The organism is Flavobacterium alvei, assembly GCF_002920895.1.
Classification (GTDB): Bacteria; Bacteroidota; Bacteroidia; order Flavobacteriales; family Flavobacteriaceae; genus Flavobacterium; species Flavobacterium alvei.
Genome location: NZ_PQVG01000004.1, coordinates 219,963 through 237,121 on the forward strand (window position 1 = coordinate 219,963; position 17,159 = coordinate 237,121).

Here is a 17,159-nt window from a genome sequence, read left to right on the forward strand (position 1 = left end):
GCACTGCCTCCTGAACACTGAACACTTTACTTTTCCCCATCCCATTCCGCATAAAACTGCGAAAGGAATTTTTCCATAAAATGATGTCTTTCCTGCGCAATTTTTCGCCCTGTTTCCGTATTCATTTTGTCTTTTAGCAACAATAATTTTTCGTAGAAATGGTTGATTGTGGGAGCTTGGCTATTTTTGTATTCTTCCTTGCTCATATGAAGTTTTGGAGCAATATTCGGGTTGTACAAGGGTCTGTTTTTGAAACCACCATAATTAAACGCTCTAGCAATTCCAATGGCGCCAATGGCGTCTAATCGGTCGGCGTCTTGAACGATATTCAATTCTATGGACGAGAATGTCTTTTCAATATTTCCGCCCTTAAAAGAGACGTTTTCTATGATATCGATGACGTGCTGAATAGTAGCTTTGTCAACATTATTGGATGCTAGAAATTCTCTGGCGGTTTTTGGACCAATGGTTTCATCTCCTTTGTGAAATTTACTGTCAGCAATATCGTGAAGCAAAGCTCCTAATTTTACCACATCGAGATTACAAACTTCGCCATCTGCAATATGCAAAGCGTTTCTATACACTCTTTCTATGTGAAACCAGTCGTGTCCGCCTTCGGCATTTTCTAATTTTTCCTTTACAAAAAGAATGGTTTTATTGACGATCTCTGAATAACTCATAATTCAATTGTGTTTATAAAAAAAGCTGATTTTTAAAATCTTACATTCAAAAATCAGCAATTCAATATGTTAAAAAAAAATCAATTTCAATGGCAAAAATCAACAATCAACAATCAATTCCAATCCATCTGAAATCTGCATTCGTTAATCTTCAATCTGCAATCTAAAATCTACAATCTCGCTGGTTCTACCCATTTGAACTGAAATGATTCTTGTGGAATGACCAATCTTTCTGAAATTCTTGCCATTCTAGCAGGTAATTTCATCAAATAATCTCTAGCTTTTTCGGCTTCGTCAGTCAAACCACCTATTTTATCAATTTCCCATTTGTTGATAAGTTTTTGCATAATCTCCACATAATCATTGGCGGTATAAACTCCAATTCGTTGTGCAGAATCTGAAAAATGTTCAAAAGCCGAGCTTATTTTTTGTCCTGATTCTCTCAAGAAATGTGCTGGCATCACGATTTTAGCTTTCATCATATATTGAAAAGCAAGCATCATTTCGCTCGGGTCAATTTTGAAAATTTGATTCACAAATTCGCTATAAGCCAAGTGATGACGCATTTCGTCTCCGGCAACCATTTTACACATTTTGGATAATTTGGTATCACCATAACTTTTGGCCAATTGCGAAACTCTGTTGTGCGAAACATAAGTTGCTAATTCCTGAAAACTAGTATAAACAAAGTTTTTATAAGGATCTCTTCCGGTACCAATGTCGAAACCATCATTAATTAGATGTTGGGTTGTCATTTCAATTTCTTTCATATTCACACGACCTGAAAGATAAAGATATTTATTTAACAAATCGCCGTGACGGTTTTCTTCGCCAGTCCATTGGCGCACCCATTTAGACCAACCATTTCTTGCTTCGTTATCAACCCCTTCTACTTCCATCAACCAGTTTTCGTAGGTGGGCAAAGCTTCTTCGGTAATCATATCACCAACCATAGCCACCCAAAAATCATAAGGCAAATCTTTTGATATTTCTCTCAATTCTTTTACTTCTTCCAAGAAATTATCACTTTCAGAATTAGGCAAAAAATCTGATGGTTGCCAAATTTTTTCTACTGGAATTAAATACTGGTCAACATAATCGCTGACGTTTTTCTCTAGAAGCTGCATCACTTCTAATCGTACGTTTTTTATTGACATCTGTGTTTTTGGTTTATTATTTTCAACTTGAAATCGCTCCCAAGAAAGGGCAAAGTTAGTACTTTTTTAAAGTTTTATACCTTGAACGATAGCATTTTCTGTTTTTTCCATTATTTCATCAAAAGGATAATCCTTGACGGCTAATGGTTGGTGTATGGTAAAACTGATGTTATTCCCTAAACCATAAGGGAAAAACCCAAATCGGAAGAATTTCCATGAGTTGTTGATACTCACTGGAACAACATAGGCTGAAGGGGCATATTTGCATAATATTTTCAATCCGCTTTGAGCGAATTCCTTTGGTTTTCCGGTTTTGCTTCTGGTTCCTTCGGGAAAAATTACTGCCGAGCGTTTGTTTTTTTCTATGTATTCTGACATTCCTTTGATAAGCGGAATGGCTTGTTTAGGATCTTTTCTATCAATAAGAACTGAACCACCGTGTCTTAAATTATAGGAAACACTTGGAATTCCTTTGCCTAATTCGACTTTGCTGACAAATTTGGGATGAAATTTTCTCAAAAACCAAATCATTCCAATAATATCATACATTCCTTGATGATTGGCCACAAAAATGATAGGAACTCCCGTTGGAACATTTTCTCTTCCTTCGATTTTAAAGGTGTTGAACATAATGTGTCCTATTCGTAACAAGAAAAAATTCAAATAATCGACACTTTTCTTGTGGGCTTGGTATCCAAAAACATTGAAACAAATCCACTGAATGGGATGAAATACAACTAATGTCAACAGAAATAATAGAATTGCAATAAAGGATATTGGGTAGGATATGATTTTTTGCATTAGGTGTTTTTTTTGGTAAAAATAGGAAATATATTTTTGAGCGTTAGATGGGTTTATTGATTTAAATTTAATGATTTTTTAGATTCAAAATTAATTCTTTATTCCATCGATAATCGATTTTTCAGTCTTTTTCAATATCTCCTCAAAAGAATAATCGCTCACTTTTAAAGGCTTTTGAACCGTGAAAAAAAGATGATGACCAACACTTAAAGGAAAATAACCGTATTGATACACTTTCCAAGAATTGTTGATGGTTATGGGAACAATATAGGCCGATGGCGCATATTTGCACAATATTTTCAATCCGCTTTCGGCAAATGTATTAGGAATTCCTGTTTTGCTTCTGGTTCCTTCAGGAAAAATAACCGCTGAGTAGTTTTCTTTTTCGATGTACTCTGCCAATGATTTTATTTTGGGAATGGCTTGTTTGGGATTGCTTCGGTCGATACACACATATTTCCCGTTGCGCAGAAAATAGGAAATACTCGGAATTCCTTTTGCTAATTCCTGTTTGGTTACAAAAAGACAATTAAATTTTCGCAAATACCAAATAATTCCAGCAGTATCCAACAAACTTTGGTGATTTGCCACAAATATAACGGGAACGCCTTTTGGAATGAGCTCCCGGTTTTCAAAAGTAAATCGTGTTCCTAAAATATTATTGCATTTCAAACTAAAAAAAGCCACATAATCAAAAGAGATTTTCAATCCCTTGTCGCCAAAAATCTTAAAGGCCAACCATTGAAGAGGCTGAATCGTACACAAAACCACCATATACACAAAATAGTAAAATAGTGTAATGGGATATAATAAAATTTTCTTCATTAGATTTTTAGATTACACGCAAAAGTAATAAATATTTTTGTCTTCAATTTTAATCCCAAACATTTATCCGTTTAGGGTTTAATTGTACCTTTGTTTTTAAAAATCATATGTAAGGCTTATGAAAAACATACTTAAATTTTTAGTATTAGCATTCCTTATGATAAATATGGGGTGTAAAGCGCAAATGGTAAAAACTACCAGAGACGTTTATCAATTAAAAACTAACGAACAACAGTTTCTAAACAAACCTTTAAAAGATTTACTTAAAGAAATTAAACCAGAAATTAAAACTGCCGATGGCAACATTGGAGAAGGATACCAATACTTTTCGTTTAGGTTTAGAACAAGAGAACAGTGGAAAAAAAATGAAGGCGATTGGGAAGATAGAGTTACCCTATATGTTTATGTAAAAGAACCTATTGATTGGAAATATGAAAAAAGACCCAAAGGAAATGAATTGCTTTGGACTAAAGAAGATGCCGAAAAATATGGGAATCTTAGAGTAACATTGATAAAAGTGATAAATCAACCTAAGGAGTAAAACTTAGAAAAAAATAGTACCAATAAAAGCTACAATCCTAAAAAATTGTAGCTTTCGTTTTTTATAAATATTTCTTTTGTTCTATTTCAATCCCAAACATTTATCCTTTTAAGGTTTAATTGTACCTTTGTTTTTAAAAAATCATTAGTAAAACCAATGAAAAATATAATGTTTTTAGGATTGACCTTATTTTTTGCTTTGATGATTAAAGCACAACCTACAACAGTTCCTGTAGAAAATAAAATAACTTTTTTTAATTCTCACATAAGCATACCTGACGACACTTACTTAAAAGATATAAATCATCTCTTTGACAAATACATTGGAACTTGGAAAGGAATCTATAACAATAGAAACTATACTTTTATAATTAACCAAGAAACACATGCCTATAGAGGTTTACTGGAGGACAGGCTTATTATGCATTATACAATTACAGGTGTAAATAGTACAATTATAGAAGACACATCTACCTTACTTAATGAAAGTCCATTTGTAATAAAGGGATATATCTTTAATGAAATTACAACTCAATATATTTTAAATTATACTGGGAAAAATTATAAATGTGGTCAGAGTGGACAAATAAACATTTCTGTTAACAACCTTTCTCAAATGAAATTAAATTATTTTCCAAATAATAATATGATTGACGACGTTGATTGCCCTAATTTAGTTGGTGCAGAAGAAATTATGCCAGAAAACGGTATTTGGTTAACAAAACAGTGATTGACAATAGTTTCAAAATACTATTTATTACTCCTATCAAAGCTACAATCCTAAAAAGTTGTAGCTTTAGTTTTTTATAAATATCTCTTGTCTTCAATTTTAATCCCAAACATTTATTCGTTTAGGGTTTAATTGTACCTTTGCCTTCTAAATTTTCTATTTTTTTAATGAAATTCACTTATCCAAAAAACGAAAAGCTAAAAAGTAAAATTACGATAGATTTGCTTTTTTCTAAAGGCAAATCCGTGTCCAAATATCCTTTGAGACTAGTTTTTGTTGAAAGTGATTATGGCATTCCCGAATCCCGAGAATTCGGGACAGATCAAAAACTAAAAATGGGAGTTTCGGTTTCCAAAAGAAATTTCAAACACGCAGTTGATAGAAACTATTTCAAGCGGGTTCTTCGCGAAACCTATCGATTGAACAAACACATCCTAATCGATAATTTGGACAAAAATTATGCGATGATGTTTTTTTACCAAACCAAAGACCGATTGTCTTACGAAGAAATCAATACCAAAACCATTCAACTGTTTGAAAAGTTTGTACAACAGTTGAAAAACGAGGAATAACGACTTTGTTTTTTACTTGAATGTTTAAATTGCTTAATATTTCCTATTTTAGTGGTCTAAAATTAAGCCCTATTATGATTCCTTTTTATAAAAAAAGATACATTTTTCCTGTTATAGCCTCAGCATTTTTGTTTGTAGGCGTTAGTTTCAAAGATGATTTTTTTGAAATTGCCAAGCAAATAGAAATATTCACGACACTTTTCAAAGAGTTAAACAAAAATTATGTTGACGAAACCAATCCGGGTGATTTAATGGACAAATCCATCAAAGCAATGTTGGCTAGTTTAGACCCTTATACCGTTTATTTTAACGAGCAAGATGTGGTTAAATACAAAATAAACAACACTGGCGAATATACCGGAATTGGTGCGATGATTACTAGAAAAAATGATAAATTAATCATTCGTGAACCCTATAAAAATTTTCCTGCCGACAAAGCTGGACTCAAAGCTGGTGACGAGGTGATTCAAATTGGTGATATTCTTTTGTCTGACTTCAAAGAGGATGCTTCACAGCTTTTTAGAGGTTCCAAAAACACTAAAATTGACGTTAAATACATTCGCCAAGGCAAAACCAATACTACTCAAATCGTTTTGGACGAAGTAGAAATCAAATCGGTGCCTTTTTATGGCAAAATAGACGACAAAACAGGCTATATTGTTTTGGCTCGTTTCAATCAAAAAGCTTCTTATGAAACCAAACAAGCTTTAGAGCAATTAAAAAAAGAGGGAGCCGAAAGAATAGTTCTTGATTTGAGAGGCAATCCTGGAGGACTTTTGAACGAAGCCGTGAATATCTGCAATTTATTTGTTGCTAAAGGTGAAATTATTGTAACCACAAAATCGAAAAACGAAAAATACAACACCACTTATAAAACGTCTAAAGAACCTGTCGATATCGAAATTCCATTGGCAATCTTAGTCAACAGCAAAAGTGCTTCGGCTTCAGAAATTGTTTCGGGAGCTTTGCAGGATTTAGATCGCGCGGTAGTGATTGGCAGTCGAAGTTTTGGTAAAGGATTGGTACAAAAACCTATTGATCTGACCTATGGAACGCAATTAAAAGTAACGATTTCGCGCTATTACACTCCTTCTGGCAGATGTATTCAAGCTTTGGATTATGCTCATAAAGACAAAAATGGTGTTGCCACAAAAACTGAAGCAAAAAATTATACCGCTTTCAAAACCCGAAAAGGCAGAACGGTTTATGATGGCGGAGGAATTCAGCCCGACATTGAATTGGAAGAAACCAAATGGAGTCCAATTGCTGAAGCATTGCAAAAAAATGACGGGATTTTCAATTATGCCACTTCTTATTATTACAAAAATCCAAATTTAGGCAACCAAATCCCAAACTTTTCGGATGCCGATTTTCAAAATTTCAAACAATTTCTAAAAACCGAAAAATTCTCTTTTGACACCGAAACTGATTTGGCTTTGAAAAACACATTGGCTAAAGCCAAAAAAGAAAAAATTGACGAAAAAATTGCTGCAGAATACCAGCAATTAGCCATTGCTCTTCAAAAAAGTGAGGAAAATTTATTGGATAAAAACAAGGCTGAAATCAAGAATTTAATCCTTGACGAAATCATTAAACGCTATCAATATCAAGAAGGCTTGTATCAATATTACTTGAAAAACAATACCGAAATTAAGAAAGCAACTAGTGTTTTGAATAATAGTTCCGAATATAAAAACATATTAAAAATGTGATGAAAAGGAGCCTACAAATAGTGTTGTTATTGTTTTTTAGCTCACTTGTAGCGCAAATCAACACGGCTCAATCGGTGTATTTTGAATTTGATAAATTCACCTTAAATAAAAACGATTTATCACCCATTATTACCTTAATTAATTCGCCTAATTTTTCACAATTTGAAGCGATTCAGCTTTATGGTTATTGTGATGACAGGGGAAGCGAAGCCTATAACGATAAATTATCCAAACGAAGAGTCGATTTTATTCAAAAATTATTAATCTCTAATGGAATTTCTCAAAATAAAATATTCATTTGCGAAGGCCGAGGAAAAGTAAATCTGGATATTGACACCACAAAAAATTTAAAAGAAGTAAGAGATAAAAACCGGCGTGTCGATTTGATTTTTATTAAAAAATCAACCTATACTTCCTTTCCAGAAAATCCAAAAGTGGGCGACAACATTATTCTAAATCAAGTTCTGTTTGAAATGGGTTCGAGTGAACTTTCTTTAACAGCTAAAAAAGAATTAGATAGAATTGCAGTGCTGTTACAAAAACACAAAAACCTGCGTTTTGAAATTAAAGGCCACGTTTGTTGTACATCAAACAAATATAAAGACGCGATTGACAAAGAAGACCAAGTTAGAAATTTGTCTGAAAATCGAGCCAAAAATGTGTTTTTATACTTTCGTTCCAAAGGAATAAGCCCTTATCGAATGTCGTTTAAAGGGTATGGAAATCTATTTCCTCTTGGAAAAGAAGATGCTCAAGACCGTCGTGTGGAGCTTTATATTACAAAATTATAATAGGTTTTCTTAAGTTTTTACATCACGAAACAATCACTTTGGTATGGAATTTATAAGTGTTGTATTCTAATTCTAAAATATAAATTCCGGATGCCATTGAATGATCAGGAGAGAATTTTAAGGTATTGCCATTTACTCTGAATGCTTTATTAAAAATCTTTGTTCCTTGAATAGTAAATAATTGCACGTTTACATGCCCATTCAAACTGTCTTTAAAGTTAATATTGATTGTGTTTTCAGTAATTGGATTTGGATAAACCGAGAAAAAAGTATCACTTTCAAACGAAACTGTATCTAAAGCGGTGTTTTTAAATAGGGCCAATTTTGCAAAAGTACCTCCTAAAACATCGGTAGTTTGAGATTCACTCATACAGAGCCAATCTTGCATAATCGAAGAATAAATTTGTCTGAAATCGAATTGCATCGCCACTTGGTCAGAAGTTGTAGCATTCAACGGCAAGTTAGGTGAACTTCCTATCATCCCCGAAACAGGGTTTTGTGCAGTTATAGAACTTGGTCCGGTATTCAAAGCGGCTCCAAAGAAAATTACTGGTGCTCCAGCTCCGTGGTCAGTTCCTAAACTTCCGTTGCTTTTTATTCTTCGACCAAATTCACTAAAGGTCATTCCTGTCACCAAATTCGATTTACCCATAAGCTCCAAATCTTGTTGAAAAGCATTTATGGCTTGAGATAAAATACTTAAATTATTGGCGTGAGCTCCTTGGGTCTTATCAGTAACATCTACTTGAGCGCTATGCAAATCAGAAGTGTTGGGATGATTGACAATATAAATTGGAGTTTGCAATCCGCCGTTGATTAATTTGGCAACAATTTTTAATTGGTCTCCTAATTTATTCGAACTTGGATAGGTTGCAGATTGGGCTTGTGTGGTGTTAAAAGCGTTTTGAATGGCTGCTCGATATACATTACTTTGGTCTTTCATTAAACGAAGAAAAGTTAACTCGGCTCCATAATCAGAATTGGGTGCGGGATCTGTGATTTGATTGATTACATTCAAAAGCGAATTGGGATCTGGAACACTATAGCCCATATTGATATTGGGGCCTTGTAAAGAAAAAGGCAAGGTAGAACCAATTTGAATGGCCAACGGGTCAGGCATATCACTATTAGGATAACCTATAGGATAACCTGGATATATTTTATCTAAAGATCTTCCTAGCCAACCGCTGTCTAAATCTTGATTACTATTCGAAGCCGTAAACCAAATGTCGGTCGCTCTAAAATGACTGTAACTCGGATTGGGATATGATACCCCTTGTACAATCATTAACTTACCGTTGTCGTGCAGATTTTTCAAGTCTGACATAGCCGGATGAATTCCAGTAGTGGTGTTATTAGCCAATGGTAAAACCGAACTTTGATTCATTAAAATATTAGAACGGGCATTGTTCAAATTCGTCCATTTGTCTAATGGAAAAACTGTGTTTAATCCATCGTTTCCGCCATTCATTTGAATGATTACCAATATTTTTCCGCAACTCACCGCTGCATTTGCCAAAATATCCAATGCATTACTTTCAATAGAGGAGGATGCCATTACAGGAATTCCGTTTAATGCCAAAGGAATTGTGGCCAATGTACTTGTTTTTATAAAACTTCTTCTTTTCATGACTTCAAAGGTTACATTAATTGGTATTCTGCAAGTTGAGTAAGGGTGACAAGCAAGGATTTTAATCTTGTTTTCACACTGTTTTTATAAGTCGTATTCGAAGTGTTGCTAAGATAAAGCGACCAAGCAGTAGTCCAATAGCTATTTGTGGTTTGATTGGAAAGTAGTGATTGTATTTTAATCTGTTCTTTTTGAGTAACGCTTAAGTCAATTGGCAATAAATAGGCAATACATTCTGCTACCAATAAATCGGGATCTTCACAAATAGCAGGGTCAAATTGTTGTATAAAGGCTATCAAATCAACTTCGATACGCGTTGTAAGCAGATTGTAAGTAAGATTGTAACCATTGAAAATTCTGTTTAAGAAATCAAATCTTTTTTGAGTTGTATTTGAATTTATCCAATATTCATGAAAAGAGGGATTTTGATAAAAAGCAACCCAGCCCGAAACATTGGGAATTCTTCCCATAGTTTGCTCTAAACCGCTAGAAATACTATTGTTGTAATAATTCCAAACTTTATATTGCGCTTCAAAATTGGTTTGATCTGCAACTGTATAATTCAAATTGAACGTTCTCAAACTACCAATCACCAAATCGAAAGGCGATTTGATGTAAACGCCTCTATTGGCCATATCATAAAAATGTTGGCTTTTAAAAAGTTGGTCTAATACGGGTGCGATTTCCCAATTGTTGGCTACAAATGTTTGTGCCAATGGTGTTATTATAGTCGATTCTATTGTAGCATCAATATCATAATAGACAAAATAACGATACAAACGGCGGCAAATATATTCTGAAACCACTTGCGATTTCGTGAAAATCATATTGATAAAAGCATCTAATTCTGAAGCTCCTGCATTGTTGATAATGGTGTTATTGAAAAATGAGGAAAATTGTTTGTTACTCGTTTCGTGATAAGTATTATCAAAATTAGTACTAGGAGTAGCGGTATTTAAATTGACAACCCTCCATCCTGTTAAAACTTTGGCAGCTTGCACCACATCAACTTCTGTGTATTGACTTAATGGGTCTTTTCCTAAAGTAAAAAGTTCCATGATTTCACGAGCAAAATTCTCATCTGGTGAGGTTTTTGTATTGGCTTGATTGTTCAAATAATACATCATTGCAGGCTGAGTTGCCATAGTTCTTATAAGTGTTTTAAAATTTCCAAGAGGATTATCCCGAAACATTTTCATATAAGTGTACAATATTCGGCAAGAATTACTCCCTGCATACGAAAATGGAGCAGTACGAACAGTTTCAAAATCTACAGGAATAAAATGATACCAAAACCAAGTCATTTTTTCCTTAATAGTAAGGTCCTGATTGCAAGCCAAACCAAAATTCCATTGCGATAATGAGTCTATTCTTCTTGAATTAGTGGTGTTTGTTCCAGAAGGCAATGGGTTGGTTGTCCAATCAGCACCGTAAGGCAAACTACTTTCATCTGGTGAATAATTATTATACGAATTTACAGGCGGAGAAGGTGGCGTTGTGTTTACATTTAATACGGCATTTACAGCATTGGTCATACTCAAAGTTAGCAAAGTATCAACATCCGATTTTTTGAATCCATATCCTGTTCGTCGCAACAAATGCAAAACTTGTGATTTTTCCCAAATGCCAGTATAAGGGCTCAATCCGCTACTTACGGGAACCACTCTATCTGTAAAACCTGAATTTTTTGACTTTGTATTGCTTTGGTATCGTCGTCCGTTGAATATTTTTCGAGAATATTTTTCAAATAAAGGATCTCCAGAATCCTGATTTTTTTTAAACTTATTTAATACCGATTTAAATAAATTTCTTCGATTGATAGTATTGCTAGTATTGCTCATATAAACTTCCTAATTTGATGTGTATAATTCGACTCAAAAAACATTCAATAGTTTAATCAAAAATATGTTTTTTTACAATACGTTCAACGTACTAAAAATCTGTGGGTTATATTATGCAAAGAAGCAAGCCATAGCTAGGCTTTCACAAGATTATAAAGCGTTAAATTACTCTTTTTTCATCTCAATATGCGGAATATCGTCTTCCAAATACATTTCGCTGGTTTGGACAAATCCGTGGCTTTCGTAGAATTTTTTCAAATATAATTGGGCTCCAATGGTGATTTTGCTTTCGCCAAAATGACTCTTAATTGCCGCAATTGATTCTCTCATTAGATCGTGACCCCATTTTTTGTCTCGATAATTAGCATTAACAACCACACGCCCGATGGAGGCATTTTCAAAAGTAATTCCAGGTTGGAAAAGCCTAGAATATGCCACAATTTTACCATCGAATTCACCAAAAAGATGCAGTGATAATTTATCTTTTCCATCAAGATCAAGATAAACACAGTTTTGTTCTACGACAAATATCTCGCTTCTCAATCTCAGAATATCATAAAGTTCGTTTACCGAAAGGTTTTCGAAAGACTTTATTTTCCATTGTAGGCTGCTCATAAATAAACTGGTTTATGTTTTATCAATGCAATTGATTTTCTCTTAGTTCAAAATAACAATTGATTTGATTACGGCTTCTAATTCGTGTATTAAATCCCGCTCTTCTTTGGACGGTGAATAGCAAAATCCTTCCAAAATTAATACTCTGTTGCGTTTCTGATCTATAATGGCATAATTTACAAATGGACCGGACATAAAATCGTTTTTCAGCTCCCAAGTTCCTTTGGTTTCGAAAGCCTCTTTGCCGTTTATTTTGGTTTTGAAAAAATAAGGCGAATAGCCTTCTTCAGTAATCATTTGAGTATCTGCTTCGGTTCCTCTAATGTATAAATTGCCAATAGAATCTCGGGTTTTGATGATGTTTTCAATTATATTAGAGCTGTTTTTAATTGTGTTTATAGGAACTTCATAAATCAAAATACTGGTGTTGCCACTAATAATTTCTTTTTTCAACCACAGAAATTTGCTGCTTTGAAGCGCATACAAATAGCCGTAAGGAACTTGCAACGAAATCTGAAACTTGTTTCTAATGATAACTGGATTCATCAAGGAAAGTCGGTTTATTCTTTGACTTTCGGCAATTTCAGTTTCCTTAATGATTTGGATAATTTGAGAAGCATTTTTTTCGATTAGTTCTAGTATTTCACCATTGGTTTTTCCCGAAATATGAAACACATTCTGAGGCGAAGCATATTGGTTTTTTCGAATTTCGAATTTGGTTTTGGTGTCTTTTTTTACAACAATAATTGTTCTGCTATCGGTCATAAATCCTTCCATTAATTTTACTGGATATTGATTTATGGTAAAAAGAGGTTCTTCTTCGGGCAAGCCAATAACGGGTGATGCAAACTTATTTCGAATGCTTTCGCCAATCTCACCGTTCCAGAGTTGGTCGTCAATAATTACAGAAATTGTATTGATTTTTCCGGTTGCTTTTCGCGGCAAATTGTCCTCTTGCTTTTTACAAGAAAAAAACAAAAGGGCTATTGCTGATAGAAATAAAAAGAAATTTTTATTCATTGATACGGAATTGTTCCTCAAATAAAGCGAAAAAAAGACTTGCTTTTATAAAAAGTGACAAAAGTATTTTGGCAATTTGGCTTTATTCTTTAGAAATATTTTTGATTTGAATGTTTCTAAAATCAATTGGGGAACCTTCATAATTCAATGAAATTTTACCTTCTATAGAAGAAGCTTCAACACATTCGTTTATTAATTTTCCGTTCAAAAATTGGGTGATTTTTCCATTATAGGATATGATTACGATGGAGTTCCATTCGCCATAAAGCTTCTCGTTTTCGCTAAATTTTGCCGAGGTAACACTTGCGCCAGCTTCAACTAATTTTCCGTTGACAACGGCCGTTATTTTATCTAAAAAGATAAAGTCTCCTGTGGTATTTTCTTTAATTTGAAATTGAATTCCTTTTGGCCAAATGTTATCTGGAGCATCTGTTGGAATATTGTACATCACACCGCTATTCTTTTTTACATTCCCTCTACTAAATTTTGGGTCTATATTCCATCTAAAATCAAGACTAAGTTCAAAGTTTTTATAACTTTTTTTGCTCATTAAATAGCCTATATTTTCACCGTGCATTCGAATCATGCCGTCGGTAAACTCATATGTTTTTGAAGGTTCTACTCTTTCGGAACTGGTTTTAGTAAAAGCATACCAATCGCTCTTGGAGAGTTTTTTTTGCTGAGAAGCACAAGAATTTAATAAAATGAGTAATGAAAAAACGAAAATTATTTTTTTGAACATTGGGGTAATTGTATAACTTTAAAATGAAGTTTTAACCGTTAATTTTTAGTTTCATTCCGGGTTTTAATTCTTCGCCGCTGATGTTGTTCCATTTTTTAATATCTGAAATACTAACTCCAGGATATTTTTTTGAAATACTATACAAAGAATCTCCTTTTTGTACTAAATAATTGGTGATATTGGTTTTTGAAGATGAAGCTAAATTTGGTTTTTTAGTCAATGTTTCAGCTACAGCTTTGTTCTCTAGTGGCACTTCGCTTTTAGCAACAATCAATGAACTTCCCAACGCAATGGCATTGTCTTGCAAATTATTCCATTGTTTCAAATCGTCTATTGTGCTTCCGAATTTTTTGGAAATATTTCCAAGATTATCTCCTTTTTTTACAATATATTCAACATTTTCTGTCTTGGTTGTCAAGGCAATCTCCTCCTTTTCATTTCCTTCGATTTTACCTACTTGCAATGATGCACCCAATTGAATTGAATTAGTAGCAAGATTATTCCATTCTTTGATTTCGGCTACAGAAACATTGTTCTTTTTGGCGATACTACTTAAATTATCTCCTTTTTGAACCACATAATAAGAGGCAACAGCCGTTGATAAAGTATCCGATTTTATATTTTTATTCGTTTTATCGTCTTTATTAACTTTGGATTCTGAACTAGCAACTTGTTGATTTGTTTTAACTTCTAAAGGAACATTGTTGGTTTTTGGTTCATTTTTAACCGTTTTTGCAACGCTTTCATTAGTAATTATTTTTAAACTTTTTCCGCGTGCAACTGTACTTCCTTTTAAGTTATTCCAGTTTTTAATATCATTTACTGTAACGCTATATTTATTGGCAATTTCAGTTAGATTATCCCCGCTTTTTACAGTATAATATTTTGTTTTAGGAAGTGATACTCGTTGCGTAGCATTTAAAGTGTCATTCAAGACAATGGCTTTTGTAACTTGAAATGGTTTTTCACGAAAATCTAAATCCCGTTGTACATAAGCATAAATTTTGTCTTCGTTTGAGGCGAAAACGGCAATTTTATCCTTTGGTAATCTTAAAAAATGATCTTGATCTCCATAATACGGAATCACATTCATTTTATAAGAAGGGTTTAAAAGTTGTAGTTGAGTCACAGAAACATCTAGCAAATCAGCAATTTGCTTGAACGACATTTGCTTTTTTATTAGTATTGTATCAGTAGCAAAATTCTGTACTAATGCTCTTTCTGGCTTAATTCCGTGTTCTTTGTGGTATTCATAAATGTACATTGTTGCTAAAAAAGCTGGTACATATCCTTGAGTTTCTTTGGGTAAATTTTTTCTAATATTCCAATAATTTTGTTGTCCACCCGATCGGCGAATTGCTTTTGCAACATTGCCTGGTCCTGAATTATAAGATGCCAAAACCAAATCCCAATCGCCAAAAATTTCATACATTTTGCTCATGTATTCAGCAGCAGCATTACTCGATTTTAAAGGATCACTTCGTTCGTCAACATAGGAATCAATTTTCAGATTGTATTGTTTTCCTGTTTGATACATAAACTGCCAAAGTCCGGTTGCTCCCACTCTTGAAACTGCTTTTGGATTCAAAGCTGATTCTACAATGGCTAAATATTTGATTTCCAAGGGAACGTTTTGTTTGGCCAAAGCCTCTTCAAACATTGGAAAATAATATTCTGAAATAGCCATTAATCGTCCAAAAGATTTCTTTCTGTTCTTTAAAAATGACTTTATAATATTTTCTAAACCAGGATTGTATTCAATATTAAATGGAGATTTTGCATCCATTGCCGCTAATCGTTGTTTCAACAATTCGGTTGGCAATTCATAATCCACCTTTTCGTCGATATTGATATTTTTTATATCGTCAGAAATATCATTGAATAAATCGAGACTGGTTAATTCCTTCAACCACAGACTGTCAACGCAGGAAGCGAGATTATCTTTTACAAAAGTTTTCTTGATGGAATCTAAGTAGTAGTTTTGAGTTTCTGTTTTGGTAACACCTTTATTTTCAACATACTTTTGCGAAAACGTTTGAATTGAAAAAAACAAAAAAAGTATTGGGGCTATATTTTTTATCTTCATAATTTTATAATCAACATATTATGCAACAAACAATTATAAAACTGTTTGTTGCAAATTTAATATGTTGTAACTGTAATTTTCACTAAATATTGTTAAAAACGCAGTTTTTAGTTCAAAATAGCTGCGATTCCAGGTAAAATCCTACCTTCTAACATCTCTAACATGGCTCCTCCGCCTGTAGAAACATAACTTACTTTGTCTTCAAATCCAAATTGTTTCACGGCTGCAACTGAATCTCCACCGCCTACAAGTGAGAAAGCTCCGTTTGCTGTTGACTCAGCAATAAAGTTGCCAAGTGCAATGGTTCCTTTAGCAAAACTTTCCATTTCAAAAACTCCCAAAGGACCATTCCAAAGAATTGTTTTTGATTCTAGAATTACTTTTTTGAAGTTTTCCAATGATTTTGGACCAGCATCCAATCCTTCCCATCCATCAGGAATTTCACGAACATCAACAACTTGTGTATTGGCAGTATTCGAAAAATCATCGGCTGCAACAACATCAACAGGAATGTGAATTTGAACTCCTTTTTCTTTGGCCAATCTCAAAATTTCTAAGGCTAATTCTTGTTTGTCGTCTTCGCAAATAGAATTACCTACTTTTCCTCCCAAAGCTTTAACAAAAGTAAAAGTCATCCCTCCGCCAATAATCATATGATCTACTTTGTCCAAAATGTTTTCGATAACGGTAATTTTCGACGATACTTTTGAACCACCAAGAACTGCTGTAACGGGTTTTACAGAATCTTTTAAAACTTTGTTCAAACTTTCGATTTCTCTTGCTAACAATAATCCGAAACATTTAGCTTCTGGAAAAAACTGTGCAATGATAGTTGTCGAAGCGTGTGCTCTGTGTGCTGTTCCGAAGGCATCGTTTACATAAACATCTCCAAATGAAGCCAATTCTTTTGCAAATTCAACATCTCCAGCTTCTTCTTCTTTATAAAAACGAAGGTTTTCTAACAATAAAATTTGTCCTGGTTGCAAATTACTTACCGCTTTCTCAGCTTCGCTTCCTATACAATCTGGCGCAAAATAAACTACTTGACCCAAAATTTCTGAAGCTTTTTTGATGATATGCCCCAATGAATATTTTCTATCTACTCCTTTTGGTCTTCCCAAGTGAGACATCAAAATCACACTTCCACCATCGGCAATAATTTTGTCTATTGTTGGCTTTGCAGCTTCAATACGAGTAGCATCGGTTACATTAAAATTTTCGTCCAAAGGAACGTTAAAATCAACACGGATTATGGCTTTTTTGTTTTTGAAATCGAAATCGTTAATAGTTTTCATCAGATATTATTTTTATTATTTATTATTTATTTTGAAAGAAAAACAAATGTATAACATTTCAAGAACTTAAAAATAAGAATAGTTTAAAAATTAGAAGGACATATTAGCGAAAACGTTGTAAA

At 33.6% G+C, this 17,159-nt stretch carries 16 protein-coding genes; 5 read left to right on the top strand and 11 right to left on the bottom strand.

The window, feature by feature from the left end; all coding sequences use genetic code 11:
• Positions 1 to 26: 26 nt before the first annotated feature.
• The 4 genes from C3L50_RS08465 to C3L50_RS08480 all read right to left on the bottom strand — a co-directional run bounded on the left by C3L50_RS08465 (position 27) and on the right by C3L50_RS08480 (position 3,463).
• Complete coding sequence (locus C3L50_RS08465; protein WP_103805742.1) at positions 27 to 680, bottom strand: HD domain-containing protein; 654 nt, start codon at positions 678 to 680, stop codon at positions 27 to 29.
• A gap of 170 nt (positions 681 to 850) precedes the next feature.
• Positions 851 to 1,837, bottom strand: a complete 987-nt coding sequence (locus tag C3L50_RS08470; RefSeq protein WP_103805743.1) for an acyl-ACP desaturase — start codon at positions 1,835 to 1,837, stop codon at positions 851 to 853.
• 66 nt (positions 1,838 to 1,903) lie between these two features.
• On the bottom strand, positions 1,904 to 2,638 hold the full coding sequence (locus C3L50_RS08475) for a lysophospholipid acyltransferase family protein (RefSeq protein WP_103805744.1): 735 nt from the start codon (positions 2,636 to 2,638) through the stop codon (positions 1,904 to 1,906).
• A 90-nt stretch (positions 2,639 to 2,728) separates the two neighbouring features.
• Positions 2,729 to 3,463, bottom strand: a complete 735-nt coding sequence (locus C3L50_RS08480; protein WP_103805745.1) for a lysophospholipid acyltransferase family protein — start codon at positions 3,461 to 3,463, stop codon at positions 2,729 to 2,731.
• Between the two features lie 118 nt (positions 3,464 to 3,581).
• Here C3L50_RS08480 and C3L50_RS08485 point away from each other — a divergent pair, with 118 nt between their 5' ends.
• The 5 genes from C3L50_RS08485 (at position 3,582) to C3L50_RS08505 (ending at position 7,808) form a co-directional block, all read left to right on the top strand.
• Positions 3,582 to 4,004 carry a hypothetical protein gene (locus C3L50_RS08485; protein ID WP_103805746.1) on the top strand — a complete coding sequence of 141 codons (423 nt, stop codon included), beginning with the start codon at positions 3,582 to 3,584 and terminating at the stop codon, positions 4,002 to 4,004.
• 156 nt (positions 4,005 to 4,160) lie between these two features.
• On the top strand, positions 4,161 to 4,733 hold the full coding sequence (locus tag C3L50_RS08490) for a DUF6705 family protein (RefSeq protein ID WP_133158867.1): 573 nt from the start codon (positions 4,161 to 4,163) through the stop codon (positions 4,731 to 4,733).
• A gap of 167 nt (positions 4,734 to 4,900) precedes the next feature.
• Complete coding sequence (locus C3L50_RS08495) at positions 4,901 to 5,305, top strand: ribonuclease P protein component (protein WP_103805748.1); 405 nt, start codon at positions 4,901 to 4,903, stop codon at positions 5,303 to 5,305.
• A 74-nt stretch (positions 5,306 to 5,379) separates the two neighbouring features.
• Positions 5,380 to 7,017: a S41 family peptidase gene (locus C3L50_RS08500; RefSeq protein ID WP_103805749.1), complete on the top strand. Its 1,638-nt coding sequence runs from the start codon at positions 5,380 to 5,382 to the stop codon at positions 7,015 to 7,017.
• Positions 7,017 to 7,808, top strand: coding sequence for an OmpA family protein (locus C3L50_RS08505; protein ID WP_133158868.1), 792 nt, complete (start codon positions 7,017 to 7,019; stop codon positions 7,806 to 7,808). The genes C3L50_RS08500 and C3L50_RS08505 overlap by 1 nt, the downstream gene beginning before the upstream one ends.
• 22 nt (positions 7,809 to 7,830) lie before the next feature.
• Here C3L50_RS08505 and C3L50_RS08510 read toward each other — a convergent pair whose 3' ends face one another.
• From C3L50_RS08510 to C3L50_RS08540, 7 genes are all read right to left on the bottom strand, one after another.
• Positions 7,831 to 9,438 (bottom strand): DUF1501 domain-containing protein, encoded by a 1,608-nt coding sequence (locus C3L50_RS08510; RefSeq protein WP_103805751.1) that lies wholly within the window; start codon positions 9,436 to 9,438, stop codon positions 7,831 to 7,833.
• 11 nt (positions 9,439 to 9,449) lie between these two features.
• Positions 9,450 to 11,279, bottom strand: a complete 1,830-nt coding sequence (locus C3L50_RS08515) for a DUF1800 domain-containing protein (RefSeq protein WP_103805752.1) — start codon at positions 11,277 to 11,279, stop codon at positions 9,450 to 9,452.
• A gap of 165 nt (positions 11,280 to 11,444) precedes the next feature.
• A complete protein-coding gene (locus C3L50_RS08520) occupies positions 11,445 to 11,894 on the bottom strand; it encodes a GNAT family N-acetyltransferase (protein WP_103805753.1) in 450 nt (149 codons plus the stop codon).
• 42 nt (positions 11,895 to 11,936) lie between these two features.
• Complete coding sequence (locus tag C3L50_RS08525; protein WP_103805754.1) at positions 11,937 to 12,914, bottom strand: DUF4837 family protein; 978 nt, start codon at positions 12,912 to 12,914, stop codon at positions 11,937 to 11,939.
• 82 nt (positions 12,915 to 12,996) lie between these two features.
• A complete protein-coding gene (locus C3L50_RS08530; RefSeq protein ID WP_103805755.1) occupies positions 12,997 to 13,656 on the bottom strand; it encodes a 3-keto-disaccharide hydrolase in 660 nt (219 codons plus the stop codon).
• 31 nt (positions 13,657 to 13,687) lie between these two features.
• Positions 13,688 to 15,742: a LysM peptidoglycan-binding domain-containing protein gene (locus C3L50_RS08535; protein WP_103805756.1), complete on the bottom strand. Its 2,055-nt coding sequence runs from the start codon at positions 15,740 to 15,742 to the stop codon at positions 13,688 to 13,690.
• Positions 15,743 to 15,849: 107 nt separating this feature from the next.
• Positions 15,850 to 17,037 carry a phosphoglycerate kinase gene (locus C3L50_RS08540; RefSeq protein ID WP_103805757.1) on the bottom strand — a complete coding sequence of 396 codons (1,188 nt, stop codon included), beginning with the start codon at positions 17,035 to 17,037 and terminating at the stop codon, positions 15,850 to 15,852.
• Positions 17,038 to 17,159 lie beyond the last annotated feature (122 nt).